Annotated in this window: 14 protein-coding genes and 2 riboswitches; of the genes, 12 read left to right on the top strand and 2 right to left on the bottom strand. The window is 70.1% G+C overall.

Annotated elements, in window-relative coordinates; genetic code table 11:
* Nucleotides 1-67: 67 nt before the first annotated feature.
* Nucleotides 68-646 (top strand): dCTP deaminase, encoded by a 579-nt coding sequence (gene dcd / locus N7E59_RS08840; protein WP_261624570.1) that lies wholly within the window; start codon nucleotides 68-70, stop codon nucleotides 644-646.
* A gap of 18 nt (nucleotides 647-664) precedes the next feature.
* Here the strand turns inward: dcd and N7E59_RS08835 are convergent, their stop codons facing one another.
* Nucleotides 665-2,065, bottom strand: coding sequence for an MFS transporter (locus N7E59_RS08835; protein ID WP_261624569.1), 1,401 nt, complete (start codon nucleotides 2,063-2,065; stop codon nucleotides 665-667).
* A 285-nt stretch (nucleotides 2,066-2,350) separates the two neighbouring features.
* Between N7E59_RS08835 and N7E59_RS08830 the strand changes: the two genes are divergently transcribed.
* From N7E59_RS08830 to mnhG, 6 genes are read left to right on the top strand one after another with little or no spacing between them, the layout of a single operon-like run.
* Nucleotides 2,351-5,377: a Na+/H+ antiporter subunit A gene (locus N7E59_RS08830; RefSeq protein WP_261624568.1), complete on the top strand. Its 3,027-nt coding sequence runs from the start codon at nucleotides 2,351-2,353 to the stop codon at nucleotides 5,375-5,377.
* Nucleotides 5,374-5,874 (top strand): Na(+)/H(+) antiporter subunit C, encoded by a 501-nt coding sequence (locus N7E59_RS08825; protein ID WP_261624567.1) that lies wholly within the window; start codon nucleotides 5,374-5,376, stop codon nucleotides 5,872-5,874. Before N7E59_RS08830 ends, N7E59_RS08825 begins: the two co-directional genes overlap by 4 nt.
* A gap of 2 nt (nucleotides 5,875-5,876) precedes the next feature.
* Nucleotides 5,877-7,595 (top strand): Na+/H+ antiporter subunit D, encoded by a 1,719-nt coding sequence (locus tag N7E59_RS08820; protein ID WP_261624566.1) that lies wholly within the window; start codon nucleotides 5,877-5,879, stop codon nucleotides 7,593-7,595.
* Nucleotides 7,595-8,242 carry a Na+/H+ antiporter subunit E gene (locus N7E59_RS08815; protein WP_261624565.1) on the top strand — a complete coding sequence of 216 codons (648 nt, stop codon included), beginning with the start codon at nucleotides 7,595-7,597 and terminating at the stop codon, nucleotides 8,240-8,242. The genes N7E59_RS08820 and N7E59_RS08815 overlap by 1 nt, the downstream gene beginning before the upstream one ends.
* On the top strand, nucleotides 8,242-8,790 hold the full coding sequence (locus N7E59_RS08810; RefSeq protein ID WP_261624564.1) for a monovalent cation/H+ antiporter complex subunit F: 549 nt from the start codon (nucleotides 8,242-8,244) through the stop codon (nucleotides 8,788-8,790). Before N7E59_RS08815 ends, N7E59_RS08810 begins: the two co-directional genes overlap by 1 nt.
* On the top strand, nucleotides 8,790-9,203 hold the full coding sequence (mnhG, locus tag N7E59_RS08805; protein ID WP_261624563.1) for a monovalent cation/H(+) antiporter subunit G: 414 nt from the start codon (nucleotides 8,790-8,792) through the stop codon (nucleotides 9,201-9,203). Before N7E59_RS08810 ends, mnhG begins: the two co-directional genes overlap by 1 nt.
* A gap of 10 nt (nucleotides 9,204-9,213) precedes the next feature.
* On the opposite strand, the gene N7E59_RS08800 is transcribed toward mnhG, so the two are convergent.
* Entirely contained in the window at nucleotides 9,214-9,486 is a 273-nt protein-coding gene (locus tag N7E59_RS08800; RefSeq protein WP_261624562.1) for a DUF4235 domain-containing protein, read from the bottom strand.
* 386 nt (nucleotides 9,487-9,872) lie between these two features.
* On the opposite strand from N7E59_RS08800, the gene N7E59_RS08795 reads away from it, so the two are divergent.
* From N7E59_RS08795 to N7E59_RS08775, 5 genes are all read left to right on the top strand, one after another.
* A complete protein-coding gene (locus tag N7E59_RS08795; RefSeq protein ID WP_261624561.1) occupies nucleotides 9,873-10,595 on the top strand; it encodes an alpha/beta hydrolase family protein in 723 nt (240 codons plus the stop codon).
* 49 nt (nucleotides 10,596-10,644) lie between these two features.
* Nucleotides 10,645-10,750: riboswitch (TPP riboswitch) on the top strand.
* 88 nt (nucleotides 10,751-10,838) lie between these two features.
* A complete protein-coding gene (locus N7E59_RS08790) occupies nucleotides 10,839-11,513 on the top strand; it encodes an ECF transporter S component (protein ID WP_261624560.1) in 675 nt (224 codons plus the stop codon).
* A complete protein-coding gene (locus N7E59_RS08785; RefSeq protein ID WP_261624559.1) occupies nucleotides 11,510-13,903 on the top strand; it encodes an ATP-binding cassette domain-containing protein in 2,394 nt (797 codons plus the stop codon). Before N7E59_RS08790 ends, N7E59_RS08785 begins: the two co-directional genes overlap by 4 nt.
* A gap of 165 nt (nucleotides 13,904-14,068) precedes the next feature.
* Nucleotides 14,069-14,893 (top strand): carbon-nitrogen hydrolase family protein, encoded by an 825-nt coding sequence (locus N7E59_RS08780; protein WP_261624558.1) that lies wholly within the window; start codon nucleotides 14,069-14,071, stop codon nucleotides 14,891-14,893.
* Nucleotides 14,890-15,372 (top strand): hypothetical protein, encoded by a 483-nt coding sequence (locus N7E59_RS08775; RefSeq protein WP_261624557.1) that lies wholly within the window; start codon nucleotides 14,890-14,892, stop codon nucleotides 15,370-15,372. Before N7E59_RS08780 ends, N7E59_RS08775 begins: the two co-directional genes overlap by 4 nt.
* 28 nt (nucleotides 15,373-15,400) lie before the next feature.
* Nucleotides 15,401-15,507, top strand: a riboswitch (TPP riboswitch).
* Nucleotides 15,508-15,511 lie beyond the last annotated feature (4 nt).

Raw genomic sequence — 15,511 nt, 5'->3', positions numbered from 1 at the left:
GACGCCGTCGTCGTCCCCGCCCAGCGGCGCCCAGTGGATGGACATGCCGCGGTGATACGTTGTCTCCGTGCTGCTATCTGATCGCGACATCCGCGCCGAGCTCGACTCCGGTCGCATCCGCCTGGACCCGCTGGAGACCTCGATGATCCAGCCCTCCAGCGTCGACGTGCGCCTGGAGCGCATGTTCCGCCTGTTCGACAACCACAAGTACGCGCACATCGACCCGTCCGTCGAGCAGTCCGACCTGACCCGACTGGTCGAGGTCGACGCGGAGGAGCCCTTCGTGCTGCACCCCGGGGAGTTCGTCCTGGGCGCCACCTACGAGCAGGTCACGCTGCCCGACGACGTCGCCGCCCGCCTGGAGGGCAAGTCCTCGCTGGGGCGGCTGGGTCTGCTGACCCACTCCACGGCCGGCTTCATCGACCCGGGCTTCTCCGGTCAGGTGACCCTGGAGCTGTCGAACATGGCGACCCTGCCGATCAAGCTGTGGCCGGGCTCGAAGATCGGTCAGCTGTGCTTCTTCCGGCTCACCTCGCCGGCCGAACACGGCTACGGCTCGCGGAGCCACCAGTCGCGGTACCAGGGTCAGCGCGGGCCGACGGCCTCACGCAGCCATGAGAACTTCCACCGGACGATCATCGGCTGAGCGTCCGTCGTCCGGAGTTCAGGACTTCCGGGACCAGTCCCGCATCTTCGCCGGCTCGGTGGGGTTGCGGACCAGCACCAGCAGCCCCAGGCCCAGCAGCAGGGTCACGATGATCGCGCCGACGATGGCCATGTTGTCGCCGATGAACAGCAGCATCAGGCTGATCAGCGCAGGGGTGAGGAACGAGACGCTGCGGCCCGCCGTGGCGTAGAGCCCGAAGAGCTCTCCGGCTTTCTCCGGCGGGGCCAGCCGTCCCAGGAAGCCGCGTGAGGAGGCCTGGGCGGGGCCGACGAACAGGCAGAGGAACAGTCCCAGCACCCAGAACGCCGTGGTCGGGGTGATCGTCAGCAGCGGGTCTTCGGCGGCGCCGATGGTCCGCTCCTCGGTGAGCAGCAGCAGTGCCGCCGCGGAGCTGAGCAGGCCGATCAGACAGCCGGCGATGACCATCCGGGGGCCCACTCGGTCGTCCAGCCAGCCGCCGGCGAAGGCGCCGACGGCGGCGACCACGTTGCCGGCGATGCCGAAGATGATCACATCGGCCGGATCGATGCCGTAGAGGGTGGTGCCCAGGATGGCCCCGTAGGTGAACACGGCGGAGAGTCCGTCCCGGTACACCGCGGAGGCCAGCAGGAACCAGAAGGTGTTCCGGTCCTCCTTCCACAGTCCGATGATGGTCCCCAGCAGTCGGCGGTAGGACTCGACCACGGAGATGCGTTCGTCGGGCACGGCGTCCTGATCGGCGGTCTGCTGCCTGGTGAGCAGCAGGGGAAGCGCCCACACCAGGAACCAGGCGGCGGAGACCAGCGCGACCACCCGGATGTTCATCGCGTCGTCCTCTCCGATCCCGAAGACGTGCGGGGGGTCGCCGGCGATGAGCCCGAGGTAGACGATCATCAGCAGCACGATCCCGCCCAGGTAGCCCGCGCCCCAGCCGATGCCCGAGACGCGTCCCATCCGCGAGTGGTCGGTGATGTCGACGAGCATCGCGTTGTAGTTCAGGTTCGCGAACTCGTCGAACAGCGTCATCGACGCCATCAGGGTCACGCCCAGCAGGAGGAAGCCCTCCTCGGGGCGGACGAAGAAGCAGGCCGCGACCAGCGCCACGACGATCCCGGTGTTGATGATCAGCCACAGGCGGCGCTTGCCGGCCCGGTCGGCGCGCTGTCCGATGACGGGGGCGGTGACGGCGACGAGCAGCCCGGCGATCGCGTTGGCGGTGGTCAGGTACTGCGTGCCGCGCTCATCGGGCCCGAAGGCGTCCGAGGCGATGTAGGTGCCGAAGACGAAGGTCACCATGACTGCGGAGACGGTGGCGTTGCCCCAGCTCCACAGCGACCAGTAGGTGATCAGCTTCTTGTCCAGGGGGGCGTCCGGCGACGTCGTGCCCGCGGGGCCGCGCTGATCCGGAGGAGAGGCCATGGGGGAATGCTATCGGCCGGATGGTCTGTGTCCGAGGACCGGGGTGGCGGTTCTCACGCCCTATTCCGTCCAGAAAGCTGATTCAACTATTCTGCGGTTCTGAATGCAATTTAAGTAATGTTTCTCCGGCGAAGAATCAATGTGACTCATGTCGGGTCGCATGTTAAGATGGCTCAGGTCGTCCTGCCGGCGGGCATCCCGGTGCCCGGAGGCGCAGCGTGCGACTTCCGCGACCTCGCCAGTGCCCCCGTACGACCGTGCCCGACGAAGGAAGGACACCGTCCCATGCTGACCGTGCTCGCTGCCCTCTTCGCAGTGAGCATCGTGGTCCCGTGGATCTACCACCGGCTGGGTCGTCCCACCTTCTTCGTCCTGGCCGGGGTCAACCTCGCCGCGATGATCTATGTGGCGGTCACCTACCTCCCCTCGGTGCTCTCCGCCGACCAGGGGGCCGGCGTCGGGGACCCCCGCGGCCCGCCGTCCGCGGTCTACGAATGGCTCCCCGAGTTCGGCGTCTCCTTCGCGTTCCGGCTCGATGCGCTGTCGATGGTGATGAGCATGCTCATCCTCGGCGTCGGAGCTCTGGTCATGCTCTACTGCGCCCGCTACTTCGCCGCCTCCGAGCGCGCCGCCGGGCCCTTCGCCGCACAGCTCTTCGCCTTCGGCGCAGCCATGTTCGGCATCGTGATCTCCGACGACATCATCATGATGTTCATCTTCTGGGAGATCACCACGGTCCTGTCGTTCCTGCTGATCGGCTACTCCGCGCACCGCATCTTCGCCCGCCGGTCGGCCACCCAGGCCCTCATCGTCACCAAGCTCGGCGGGCTGACCATGCTGGTCGGACTGCTCTGGGTCGGTGAGCTCGCCGGCTCCAACCGCCTTTCGGACATCATGGCCGCCGGCCCCGAGCTCAGCGGCACCCAGGTCGACCTGGCCGTCATCCTGGTGCTGGTCGGCGCGCTGTCGAAGTCCGCGCTGGTCCCGTTCCACTTCTGGCTCCCGGCCGCCATGGCCGCCCCCACGCCGGTCTCGGCCTATCTGCACGCCGCGGCCATGGTGAAGGCCGGCGTCTACCTCGTCGCACGCTTCGCCCCCGGCTTCCACGAGACCTCCTTCTGGCTCCCCATCGTCCTGGGCTTCGGTCTGGCCACGATGCTCGTCGGGGCCTATCGGGCGCTGCGCCAGACCGACATCAAGCTCGTCCTGGCCTACGGCACGGTCTCCCAGCTCGGCTTCCTGGTCATGATCAACGGATTGGGGACCGAGAATGCGGCCCTGGCCGGGATCGCCATGCTCCTGGCCCACGGGCTCTTCAAGGCCGCGCTGTTCATGGTCGTCGGGATCATCGACCACGAGTCGGGCGTCCGCGACCTCCGGGTCCTCTCCGGGCTCGGACGCACCCAACGGCCTCTGCTGTGGATCTCGGTGATCTCGGCGGCCTCGATGGCCGGTCTGCCGCCGCTGTTCGGGTTCGTCGCCAAGGAGGTCGTCTTCGAGTCCTTCTTCGAGGCGGCCGAGACCGACGGCGGCTGGTTCTGGGTGGTCATGGTCGGCGTCGTCGTCGCCTCGGTGCTGACCTTCGCCTACAGCGCCCGGTTCCTGTGGGGGACCTTCGCCACCAAGCGCGACGACGAGGGCGCCGTGCTGGAGGACACCCGGTTCCACGGGCCGGTGGACCTGGTCTTCCTCGCCGCGCCGGCGGTGCTCACCCTGGCCACCGTGGTCTTCGCCTTCTGGCCCGCCCCGATCGAGGCGATGATCAGCCCCTACACCGACCTGTTCGGGCCGATCGAGCCCGGTGCCTCGATAACCTACCTGGCCCTGTGGCACGGCTTCACCATCGTGCTCGGGCTCTCGGCGCTGACCTGGGTGCTCGGTGCGCTGATGTTCGTGGGCCGCCGCGGGATCGCAGCCGCTCAGGAGCGGGTGCCCGCCCTGGTGGACGCCGAGCGGTCCTACCGCGCCTCGATCCGCGGCATCGACGCCTTCTCCCAGGCGCTGACCTCGCGGACCCAGTCGGGTTCGCTGGGCCACTACCTGTTCATCATCCTCGCGGTCGCCACCGTGCTTCCGCTGGTCGCCGTCATCTACGTCAAGGGCGGGATTCCGACCCCGGACGCGTGGATCATCGCGGAGGAGCCCCTGCAGGTGGTGCTCGGCGTCATCGTCGTCGCCGGCGGCATCGGCGCGGTGCTCGCCCCCAAGCGCTTCATGGCCGTGCTGATGGTCGGCCTCTGCGGCTACGGCATCGCCGGGCTGCTGGGGCTTCAGGGCGCCCCGGACCTCGCGCTGACGCTGCTGCTGGTCGAGTCCATCATCCTGGTGGTCTTCGTGCTGGCCCTGCGCACCCTGCCGGCGGGGATCTGGACCCGCAGCCGCACCAGTTCCAAGCTCTCCCGCGCGGTGCTGGCCGTGGGCTTCGCGCTGGCCATGATGGGCCTGGCGGCCCTGTCGGTCTCGGCCCGCTCGGAGCGGCCGGTCTCGGAGGAGTACCCGTGGATGTCGCTGGACATCGGGCACGGGGCGAACATCGTCAACGTCACCCTGGTCGACATCCGAGTGTGGGACACCTTCGGCGAGGTCACCGTCATCGCCGCCGCGGCCACCGGTGTGGCCTCCCTGATCTTCGTCAAGCGCCGCGACGTGCGGCGGCTGACCGTCAAGGACATCCCCACCGGCTCGGTGGGGCGTGTCCTGACCGACGAGAACTTCTCGCCCAGCCAGGTTCGGGAGATCCGGGCCGCCCGCAGCTTCGCCACCGTGGCCCGCGAGGCATGGCTGGTGGCCGGACGCACGCTGGCGCCGGAGCACCGGTCGATCATCTTCGAGGTCGTCACCCGTCTGCTGTTCCACGCCATCGTGCTGCTCTCGGTGTACCTGCTGCTGGCCGGGCACAACACCCCCGGCGGAGGGTTCGCCGGCGGGCTGATGGCCGGACTGGCGTTCGTGCTGCGCTACCTGGCCGGCGGCCGCTATGAGCTCGAGGCCGCGATGCGGTTCTCCGCCGGCGGACTGATGGGCGCGGGCATCGTCGTCGCCTGCGTCGTCGGCATCGTCCCGCTGTTCGTCGGCGGTGAGGTCTTCCAGTCCTACTACGTGGACCTGGACCTGCCGCTGTTCGGTGAGCACGCCCTGGTGTCCTCGGTCCTGTTCGACGTCGGCGTCTACCTGGTGGTGGTCGGCCTGATCGTCGACGTGCTGCGCAGCCTCGGTTCGGAGATCGACCTCCGCTCCGAGGAGGAGAACCGCGACACCTCCGACTACGGCCACGGGGTCCACGCGGAGACGAGTGCGGGGGTGGCGCGATGACCGTCAACCTGACCCTGGTCCTGGTGATGGGCGTGATGCTCGCCACCGGCGTCTACATGGTGCTCGAGCGTTCCCTGACCCGCGTGGTCCTGGGCGTCATCCTCATCTCCAACGGGGCGAATCTGATGATCCTCATGTCCGGCGGGCGTGCCGGTGAGGCTCCGCTGGTGCGCGACTATCTGAGCTCCGAGGACTACTTCGACCCGCTGCCGCAGGCCCTGCTGCTCACCGCGATCGTCATCGCCTTCGCCCTGGTGGCCTTCATGCTGGCGCTGGTGTACCGGTCCTGGGTGATCGGGCGGCAGGACGAGGTCGTCGACGACCCCGAGGACCGCCGTGTGGCCGCGCAGCCGGTCTACGACCCGGAGGAGGACTCCGAGATCCCGACCGAGACCACCGAGTTCGACGGCGGAGGCGGCGCCCCCACCGAGGAGGCCGCCGAACCGGCACCGGACTCGCGGCGTGCACGCCGCGAACGTCGAGAGGGGAGGGACTGACCATGCAGGACGAGCTGACCACGCTCATCCCCCTGGCGGTGCTGATCCCCCTGTTCGGTTCGGCGTTCGCCTTCGCGTTCTACCGCCAGCAGACCGTCCAGCGGATGGTCACCGTGATCTCGCTGCTGGTGACCCTGGTCCTCGAGATCGCCCTGATCGCCGCAGTGTGGCACGGGGAGACCCTGGCGGTGCATGTGGCCGGGTGGCCGGCGCCCTGGGGCATCTCCATGGTGGTCGACCAGTTCTCGGCGCTCATGCTGGTGGTCTCCTCCCTGATCACCCTGGCCGTGCTGCTCTACGCCATCGGTCAGGGCGCCGCCGAGGAGGGGCAGGACACGGGGCCGGTCTCGATCTTCTACCCCACCTACCTGATCCTGGTGGCCGGGGTGTCCAACGCGTTCCTCGCCGGCGACCTGTTCAACCTCTACGTCGGCTTCGAGATCTTCCTGACCGCCTCCTACGTGCTGCTGACCATGGGAGGCGGGGAGCAGCGGATCCGCGCCGGGGTCACCTACGTGGTGGTCTCGATCATCTCCTCCATGCTGTTCCTGATCACCATCGGGGCCGTCTACGCGGCCACCGGGACGGTGAACCTGGCCGACCTGGCGATCAAGCTGGGTGAGCTCGACGACCACATCCAGCTGCTGCTGCACGTGATGCTGCTGGTCGCCTTCGGGATCAAGGCCGCCGTCTTCCCGCTGGCGTTCTGGCTGCCGGACTCCTATCCGACGGCGCCCGCCCCGGTCACCGCGGTGTTCGCGGGTCTGCTGACGAAGGTCGGCATCTACTCGATCATCCGCACCGAGACCCTGCTGTTCCCGGGCACGCAGCTCAACACCGCGCTGATGGTGGTGGCGCTGCTGACGATGATCGTCGGGATCCTGGGTGCGCTGGTGCAGAGCGACATCAAACGTATGCTCTCGTTCACCCTGATCAGCCATATCGGCTATCTGGTGTTCGGCCTGGCGCTCTCCTCGGTGGTCGGGATGACCGCGACGATCTACTACGTCGCCCACCACATCACCATCCAGACCACGATGTTCCTGGTCACCGGTCTGATCGAACGCCGCGCCGGGACGTCCAACGTGGACCGGCTCGGCAGTCTGGCGAAGCTGTCCCCGCTGCTGGCGATCCTGTTCTTCGTCCCGGCGATGAATCTGGCCGGCATCCCGCCGTTCTCCGGATTCGTCGGCAAGATCGGCATGATCCAGGGAGGCATCGCGGAGAACACGTGGGCGGCCTGGATGCTGGTCGCCGGGACCATGATCACCTCGGTGCTGACCCTGCTGGCCGTGGCCCGCATCTGGAGCCGCTCCTTCTGGCGCAAGGCTGAGGACGCCGAGGACCCGGACCCGCTGCTGCTGCCGAAGTCGCTGGAGCACGGCCGTGCGGCGAACCGTCGTCTGATGCCGATGAACCTGGTCGGACCGACCACGTTCCTGGTGAGTCTCACGGTGGCGTTCACCGTGGCCGCCGGCCCGCTGATGTCGTTCTCGCAGCAGGCGGCTCGGGACATGTACGAGCGCACCCCGTACCTGGAGGCGGTCCTCGGCGAGGAGCGCGTCGACGGTGTGCGCGAGGAGCTGGTGGAGATCGCCTCCGAGATCCCCGACCTGGACACCGAGGACGACGGCGTCGACGACTTCGCCCCCGTGACCACGACCACCGAGTCCGAGGACGGGGAAGACACCTACGGCACCGACGACGAGGGGAGTGAGTGATGAGGCGTCCGAAGACCCCGCTGAAGGCCGAGCTGCCGCTGATCCTCTTCCTCTCCGTGCTGTGGATGGCGGTCTGGCAGTCCTTCGACCTGGGCACCTTCATCCTCGGACTGGTCTACGCCGCGGTCATCGTGCGGGTGTTCTACCTGCCGCCGCTGCGCGGCTCGGGCCGGCTCAACCTGCTCTGGGGCCTGGTCTTCACCGGCCGGTTCCTGTGGAAGATGACCATGGCCTCCTTCCAGGTGGCGTTCCTGGTGTTCTTCCAGGGACCCAAGGTGGGCGGATCGATCACCTCGGTGCAGCTGCGCAGCCACGACGACTTCATCGTCACCCTGGTCGGCCACGCGCTGGCCCTGGTGCCCGGGTCGCTGGTCCTGGACGTGGACCGCACCACCGCGACCCTGTACCTGCACTGCCTCGACGTGCGGAACGACGACGACGCCGAGCGCATCCGCCGAGACGCGATGCGCACCGAGGCGCTGCTGATCCGCACCCTGGGCAACCGGTCGGACGTGGCGGTGGTGAAGGCCGAGCGGCGCCTCGGCCGGCTCAGCGGACTCTCCCGCGACGAGCGGGGCCGCCCGGTGGAGACCCGCAGCCGGGCCGAGGACGACGACGGCGGCCGGATCGTGGGAGGTGAGGCGTGATGCTCGAGTACGCCTACTGGATCACCCAGTCGCTGCTGGCGATCTCGGTCCTGTGCGCCACCTACCGGGTCTTCCGCGGACCGTCGGTGCTGGACCGGGTCATCTCCGTGGACGTGATCCTCATCGTGGTCGCCTCGATGTTCCTCACCGACATGGTCATCAACGACTCCCAGGAGTACATCGTCTTCGTCGTGGCCACCGCGGTGATCGGGTTCCTGGGCGCCGTCGCCATCGCCCGCTTCGTGGCGGTGCGTCGCCCGGAGAGCTGGCGGATCGGCTCGGACCCGCAGGCGGACCCGGGGCTCGGCGGCGCCTCCACGGCGCACGAGCCGGAGGCCCCGAACAGCGAGGACGAGACGGCGGTGCGGCGACTGCTGCAGGACGACTCCTATGCGGCCCCGGAGCTTCAGGACCCGGAGGAGACGGCCGATCCGCCGGAGTCCCAGCGCAACACCTCCTGGTTCCAGGCGCTGGCGCGGTCACGGGCCGCGCAGCAGGGCAGAGGTGCTGATGAGGATGCGTCCCAGGATCGGGAGGAGGACCGCTGATGGATGCTGCGGAGCTGATCGGTGAGATCGTCGTCTCGGTGCTGCTGCTGGTCGGCGGGCTGATGTCTCTGGCCGCCGGTGTGGGCCTGGTGCGCTTCCCGGACCTGCATTCGCGCATGCACGCGGCCACGAAGCCTCAGGTGCTGGGGCTGCTGGCCCTGGTGCTGGCCTGCGCGGTGACCTGGGGCAGCTGGCCGTGGGTGGGCGTGATCCTCTTCGCCTGGGCCCTTCAGCTGCTGACCGCGCCGGTCTCGGCGCACATGGTGGGCCGTGCCGGATACCGGACGAAGCACTTCCGGCCCGAGCGGCTGACAGAGGATGAGCTGGCCGCCGCCGTCGACCGGATCAACCGGTCGGACAGTTCGCGGAAGGCCGCCGACGATCGTCGCGCCATCGACGGCCCCCGCGCCTGAGGGCTGAGCCTCAGACCTCGGACTGCTTGCCGTAGGCCTGCTTGATCTTCTCGCGCCCGACCTTCGCGCCGCGCTGCGAGAGCACCTGCACGGTGGCCGAGATCGCCGCCGAAGTCACTGCGAAGACCAGGGCCTTCTTGAGGGTGAACTCCTCGTCGTCGCTGTTCTTCGGAGCATCCTCACCGGTGACCTGACGCCACGTGAATTCGAAGAGCTTCGTCGCGACGAGCCCTCCGGCGATCGAGATTCCGGTGCTCAGCGCCTTGTCCAGCAGCTTGTCCATGGGGCTCCTTCGGAAGTCGGTGCGTCCACTGTCGTGTCCGTCACCAGCGTAGCCCAGCGAGCCGGGAGCCCCCACCTCACCTGGCCCTTTCCGGCCCGGCCCCGGCCCACCGCTCACGCTCCCGCCCCACTCACCCTCCCACCCGGCCCCGCCCCCTCCCACCCGGCCCCGCCCCGTCCCGCCCCGGCTCACCACCTCTCGCGTCTACCCCGAATGCACACGTCCCCCGTACCTCTACGGGGGACGTGTGCATTCGGGGTAGACGCCTGGGTTGGGGGGCACGGATGAGGCGGGGTCCCCGCGGGCTCGTCCCAGGAAGCGGGCTTCACGATGCGGCGCGGCGGTGGGAGGATCGCTCCTATGACATGCGGATCGTGGAGGGCCCGATGGGTGAGGTGAGCGCGCTCCCCGAGATCGAGGGAGCACAGTCGGTCCGGCTCGAGTTCGACGACGTCGAGCTCGGCGGATACGCGTGGTGGGACGACGGCGTCGCTCCGGCGTTCCTGGTGCTGCACGGGTGGGGTGAGGACGCCTCGACCATGGCGCCGGTCGCCGCTCAGATCCGTGCGCGCTCCTGGCATGCGGTGACCGTCTCGATGCGCGGGTGGCGCGGCTCGACGGGGGTCGACGACTACGGGCTCAGCGCCTCGAAGGACCTCGGACGGGTCCTGGCCTGGATCAGACGCGAACCGCGGGTCTCCTCCGTCGTGCTGCTGGGCTTCTCGATGGGCGGGCTCATGGCGAGTCTGACCGCCGCAGACCAGCGGCGGGACGAGCTCGCCGGGCTGCTGGTGGTCAGCGCCCCCAGCCACCTCCCCTCGTTCTACCGTGACACCGCCTTCGGAGGTGTGCGACGGTACTTCGACGCCACGCTGCAGCCCCGTCAGTGGCGGGACTCGTCCCCGCTGACCCATGCCGAGCGCCTGGTGCACCCGATGCTGGTCGTGACGGGGACGGACGATTCGATGGCTCCGCCCGACCAGGGGAGGCGGCTCGCAGAGGCGGTCCCGCAGGCGGAGCACCTCGAGATCGAGGGGATGGGCCATCACCCCTCGGCCCAGCAGTGGGAGCGCATCCTCAGCGCGGCCTCGGGGGCGTTCGGCCTCTGACCCGCGGGCCGAGGGCCCGCTCATGCGCTACGGTGGTGCACGTCATCCCGAGACACGACAGGGGAGCGCGGACGCGCTGAGAGTGGGCCCAGACGGCCCTGACCCTCGAACCTGATCAGGTTAGGACCTGCGCAGGAAGTCGAGCAGTCTCCACGGACGACGAGGTGCGACGCAGGCACACTGCTCGCGCGCACTCGTCGACTTCGTGCTCCTGCGTGCTCGCCGCACGTCGACAGGAGCACCATGAGCACCGACGCACACCGGACGACATCGCCTCACGCGTCCCTCCAGACGTCTCCCCAGACGTCCCCCCGACGGCTGCGGTGGTCGGTCTCCGACATCGTCGTCGCCTCCACCCTCGCCGTGGCCTGCGGGGTCATCTTCTGGGGCTGGAACCTCAGCTACCACCTGGTCTCGAACCTCTTCGTCGCCTACCCGCCGGCCACCACCCTGGTGCACGGCATGTGGCTCTTCCCCGCCGTGCTCGGCGCACTGATCATCCGCCGCCCCGGCGCGGCCCTGTACTGCGAGATGGTCGCCGCCGTCGTCTCCGCCCTGCTGGGCTCCCAGTTCGGGCTCACCGTGCTGTCCTCCGGGTTCGTCCAGGGCCTCGGCGCCGAGCTGATCTTCCTGCTGTTCCTCTACCGGCGCCACACCGTCGACGTCGCCATGCTCGCCGGTGCGCTGTCCGGGTTCTTCGGCGGGGCGGTCTACCACTGGGTCATCCCCATGTACGCCTTCGCGCCGTTCGAGACCTTCGTGCACATCGGCTGCTTCACCCTCTCCGGAGCGATCATCGCCGGCCTGCTGACCTGGTGGGCGGTCCGCGGGCTGGCCAGGACCTCGGTGCTGGGCCCCCTGGCCTCCCGGCACGCCCACCGCGAGCCGGCCACCCTGCTCGGAGCGCGGCGACGATGAGCGCGGGCCTGGACGACACCGTGGGCACGACGACCCGGGGCGCCGAACTCCGCGCGACCGGGTGGACCTACCGGCACGCGGAACGGGACGCCCCCGCAGTGGCCGGGCTCGATCTGCGCATCGCCGCCGGGGAGCGGGTGCTGATCGCCGGGGCCTCCGGAGCCGGGAAGTCCACGTTCCTGCATGCCGCCGCCGGGGTGCTCCACGCCGACGAGGCGGTGTCCTCCGGGTCGCTGCTCGTCGACGGTATGAGTCCCGAGGACGCCCGTGGGCGGGTGGGGCTGGTCCAGCAGGACCCGGAGGCCCAGGTGGTGCTGTCCCGGATCGGCGACGACGTCGCCTTCGCCGCCGAGAACCTCGCCGTGCCGCGGGAGGAGATCTGGGCACGGGTGCGGGAGGCCATGGCGCTGGTCGGGCTGGACACCGGGCTCGACCACCCGACCGCGCAGCTCTCCGGGGGACAGAAGCAGCGCCTCGCGCTCGCCGGGATCCTGGCGATGCGCCCCGGGATGCTGCTGCTCGACGAGGTCACCGCCCACCTCGACCCGGACGGGGTGGCGCAGATCCGTGACGCCGTCGTCGACGTCGCCGCCTCCACCGGCGCCACACTGGTGGTCGTGGAGCACCGGCTCGAGCCGTGGATCGACCACGTGGACACGCTGGTCGTCCTCGACTCCGGGGGAGGTGTGCGTCGCCGCGTCCCCGCCTCCGCGCTGCGGGAGGACGCCGACCTGCGGGCCGAGCTCGTCGAGCTGGGGCTCTGGGTCCCCGGGCACGACCCGGCCGCCGCACTGCCGACCTGGCGGCGGACGGTGACCGGCGGTCCGCTGCTCACCGGTGAGGGGCTTGCGGTCTCACGGACCCCGCCGCGGCGCAGCTGGCGCCGCACCCCGCCGCCGACCCCGGTGCTCGAGGACGTCGACGTCGCACTGCACCGCGGGCAGGCCCTCGGGATCGTCGGGCGCAACGGGGCCGGGAAGTCGACCCTGCTGCTCAGCCTGGTCGGCCTGATCCCCGTGCACGGCGGCACCCTGCGCGCCTCGGAGGCGATGAAGCGGGAGCACGGGGCGGAGCTGGCCGACTCTCCGCACCGGTGGGGGTCGACGGAGCTGATCACCCGGATCGGCACCGTGTTCCAGGAGCCCGAGCACCAGTTCGTCCGCGGCACCGTGCGGGAGGAGCTGGCGCTGGGACTCCGCCGGGCCGAGGCGTCAGAGGCCGATGCGCACGACGCCGACGCATCAGGCACCGACGGGCCGGACGCCGATCAGCGGGTCGAGGAGATGCTGCGTCGGCTGCGTCTGGACCATCTCGCCGAGCAGAACCCGTTCACCCTCTCCGGCGGGGAGAAGCGGCGGCTCTCCGTCGGGACCGCGCTGATCTGCGCGCCGGAGATCCTGATGCTCGACGAGCCCACCTTCGGGCAGGACGCACACACCTTCGCCGAGCTGGCGATCCTGCTGCGCGAACACCTGGATCGGGGCGGCACGGTGGTGGCGGTGACCCATGAGGACGCCTTCCTCCGTGCGCTCGACGGCGAGGAGTTCGACGTGGGCCCGCGCGACGGGGCGCGTCCCGGGAACGACGACGCTCCCCGCTCCGCCCCCATGCTCTCCGGGGTGCGGTCGGCGGCCTGGCTGGGCCGGCGGAACCCGGTGGGGAAGCTGGCCGCGGTGCTGCTGGTCACCGCGGCCCTGGTCTCGACGATGGACTGGGTGAGTTCGGCCGTCGTCGTCGCGGCCTCGTTCGCGCTGCTGCCGGTGGCCGGGATCCGGGTCGGGCAGTTCCTGCTGCGGGTGTGGCCCTTCGCCGTGGGCGGGGTGCTCATGGTGTGGTCGACCGCGCTGGCCGGCGAGGACTCCGGGGCGGTGCTGCTGGACCTGGGGTACGCACAGGTCAGCGAGGGGTCCCTGGAGCTGGGCGTCGCGCTGGGGGTGCGTGCGTTCGCGATCGTGCTGCCGGCAGTGCTGGTGTTCTCCACGACCGACCCCACCGATCTGGCCGATTCGTTGGCCCAGGATCTGCGGCTGCCCGCCCGGTTCGTACTCGGTGCGCTCGCGGGGATGCGGCTGCTGGGCCTGCTCGCCCAGCGCTGGACGACCATCGGCCACGCCCGGCGCGCCCGGGGGATCACCGCCGACCGTGGGATCGCCGCGCGGCTGCGGGCGTTCGGGTCCCAGTCCTTCGGGCTGCTGGTCTCGGCGATCCGCACCGCGACCCGGCTGGCGGTGACCATGGAGTCCCGCGGATTCGGTGCGGGGCCGCGCAGCTGGGCCCGCCCGTCGGTGTGGACGGGCGCCGATGTGCTCGTGGTGCTCGGCGGCGTCGTCGTCGCGGCCGCCGCTCTGGCCGCCGCGGTCCTCGCCGGCACCTACACCTCCGCCTGGTGACCCCGTCCTCGAACCCCACCACCCGCCCCGTGCGTCTACCCCAGATGCACATGTCCTCCGCGAATCCACGGGGGACATGTGCATTCGGGGTAGACGCACGCAGTGAGGGGAGGGGCAGAGGCGCAGAGGTACTGACCGGCGGCGGTGCGGCGTAGGCTGAGGGGCATGCGAATCGCGGCAGCACAGATCGTCACCGGTGAGGACACCCGGACCAACCTCGAGCTCGTGCGCGAGTGGACTCGGCACGCCGCCGACGCCGGCGCGCAGGTCGTGGTGTTCCCCGAGGCCACCCAGCGGCAGTTCGGACACAACCTGACCTCGATCGCCGAACCCGTCGACGGGCCCTGGGCCGACCAGGTGCGGCAGATCGCCTACGACGCCGGCGTCGTCGTGGTGCTGGGCATGTTCACCCCCGCCTCCCCGAACGACGACGGCCGGGAGCGGGTCACCAACACGCTGCTGGCCGTGGGCACCGACTCGGCGGGGAACCGGATCGACGCCTCCTACGACAAGATCCACCTCTACGACGCCTTCGGGTTCCTGGAGTCCGACACCGTCGCCCCGGGCGAGGGACTGGTGCGGGTCGACGTCGACGGTGTCCGCATCGGCCTGGCCACCTGCTACGACGTGCGCTTCCCCGCGCTGTTCACCGCCCACGCCCGCGCCGGGACCCATGTGACCGTGCTGCCCGCCTCCTGGGGCGCGGGTCCCGGGAAGGTCGACCAGTGGCGGCTGCTGACCCGCGCCCGCGCGCTGGACTCGACGCAGTACATCGTCGCCTGCGGGCAGGGGAACCCGGCCGCCGCCTACGCGCCCGCCGTGGACGGAGCCCCCACCGGGGTCGGCCACTCGGCGATCGTCTCTCCCATGGGCAGGGTGCTCGCCGAGGCCGGAGAGGAGCCCGAGCTGCTCGTCGTCGACCTCGACCTCGATGCGGTGGAGACCGCCCGGCGCAACGTCCCGGTCCTGGAGAACGCGCGACAGCTGTGAACGCCCCCGCGCCGATGAAGATCGGTATGTACCTCTTCGAGAAGGTCATGACCCAGCACAGCACTCCGGTGGTGGTGACCGTCGCTCCGGGGCGCGTGGTGCTCGTGACCGCCGACCGTGTGCTGGCGGACATGCCGGCCCACCAGCTGAGCACCAAGGTCTCGAAGGTGCTCAGGCTCAACGAGCTCCACGGCCCCTGGGGGAAGTGGATGCTCGGCGGCCTCGGTGCCGCGAAGAGCCCGGAGTTCACCGAGGCGCAGGCCCGGGAGATCGTGGACGCGCAGGAGGCGGCGGCGCGCGACCCGCACGCCTCCCAGCTGGAGCTCGCCCACACGGTGTGGGTGGGACGGCCCACCGTCGCCGACGGCTCCCGATCCGGAGGACTGAACTCCGTGGGCGCCGGGGAATCGCGGATGCAGCCGCGCATCGCACCGATCCTCGACGCCGCGCTCCTCGCCGCGGGCGTCCGTCGGACGTGACGCATCTCTCCTCCTGTGGTGTGATGGTGGCAGTGACACGGGGTGCTGCGGGCCGATGACCGGCCGCGGCTGAGATGACACCCGTCGAACCTGATCCAGTTAGCACTGGCGAAGGGAATGTCCGGTCTCTGCGCACAGT

The organism is Nesterenkonia marinintestina (assembly GCF_025420485.1).
In the GTDB taxonomy this organism is placed as follows: domain Bacteria; phylum Actinomycetota; class Actinomycetes; order Actinomycetales; family Micrococcaceae; genus Nesterenkonia; species Nesterenkonia marinintestina.
This window is presented reverse-complemented; position numbering and strand designations above follow the sequence as displayed.

Coding starts and splice junctions, on each gene's coding strand:
- N7E59_RS08830 (WP_261624568.1), top strand. CDS start 2,351: ATGCTGACCGTGCTCGCTGCCCTCTTCGCAGTGAGCATCGTGGTCCCG.
- N7E59_RS08795 (WP_261624561.1), top strand. CDS start 9,873: ATGGGTGAGGTGAGCGCGCTCCCCGAGATCGAGGGAGCACAGTCGGTC.
- N7E59_RS08815 (WP_261624565.1), top strand. CDS start 7,595: ATGAGGCGTCCGAAGACCCCGCTGAAGGCCGAGCTGCCGCTGATCCTC.
- N7E59_RS08780 (WP_261624558.1), top strand. CDS start 14,069: ATGCGAATCGCGGCAGCACAGATCGTCACCGGTGAGGACACCCGGACC.
- N7E59_RS08810 (WP_261624564.1), top strand. CDS start 8,242: ATGCTCGAGTACGCCTACTGGATCACCCAGTCGCTGCTGGCGATCTCG.
- N7E59_RS08835 (WP_261624569.1), bottom strand. CDS start 2,065: ATGGCCTCTCCTCCGGATCAGCGCGGCCCCGCGGGCACGACGTCGCCG.
- N7E59_RS08790 (WP_261624560.1), top strand. CDS start 10,839: ATGAGCACCGACGCACACCGGACGACATCGCCTCACGCGTCCCTCCAG.
- N7E59_RS08820 (WP_261624566.1), top strand. CDS start 5,877: ATGCAGGACGAGCTGACCACGCTCATCCCCCTGGCGGTGCTGATCCCC.
- N7E59_RS08785 (WP_261624559.1), top strand. CDS start 11,510: ATGAGCGCGGGCCTGGACGACACCGTGGGCACGACGACCCGGGGCGCC.
- N7E59_RS08825 (WP_261624567.1), top strand. CDS start 5,374: ATGACCGTCAACCTGACCCTGGTCCTGGTGATGGGCGTGATGCTCGCC.
- mnhG (WP_261624563.1), top strand. CDS start 8,790: ATGGATGCTGCGGAGCTGATCGGTGAGATCGTCGTCTCGGTGCTGCTG.
- N7E59_RS08800 (WP_261624562.1), bottom strand. CDS start 9,486: ATGGACAAGCTGCTGGACAAGGCGCTGAGCACCGGAATCTCGATCGCC.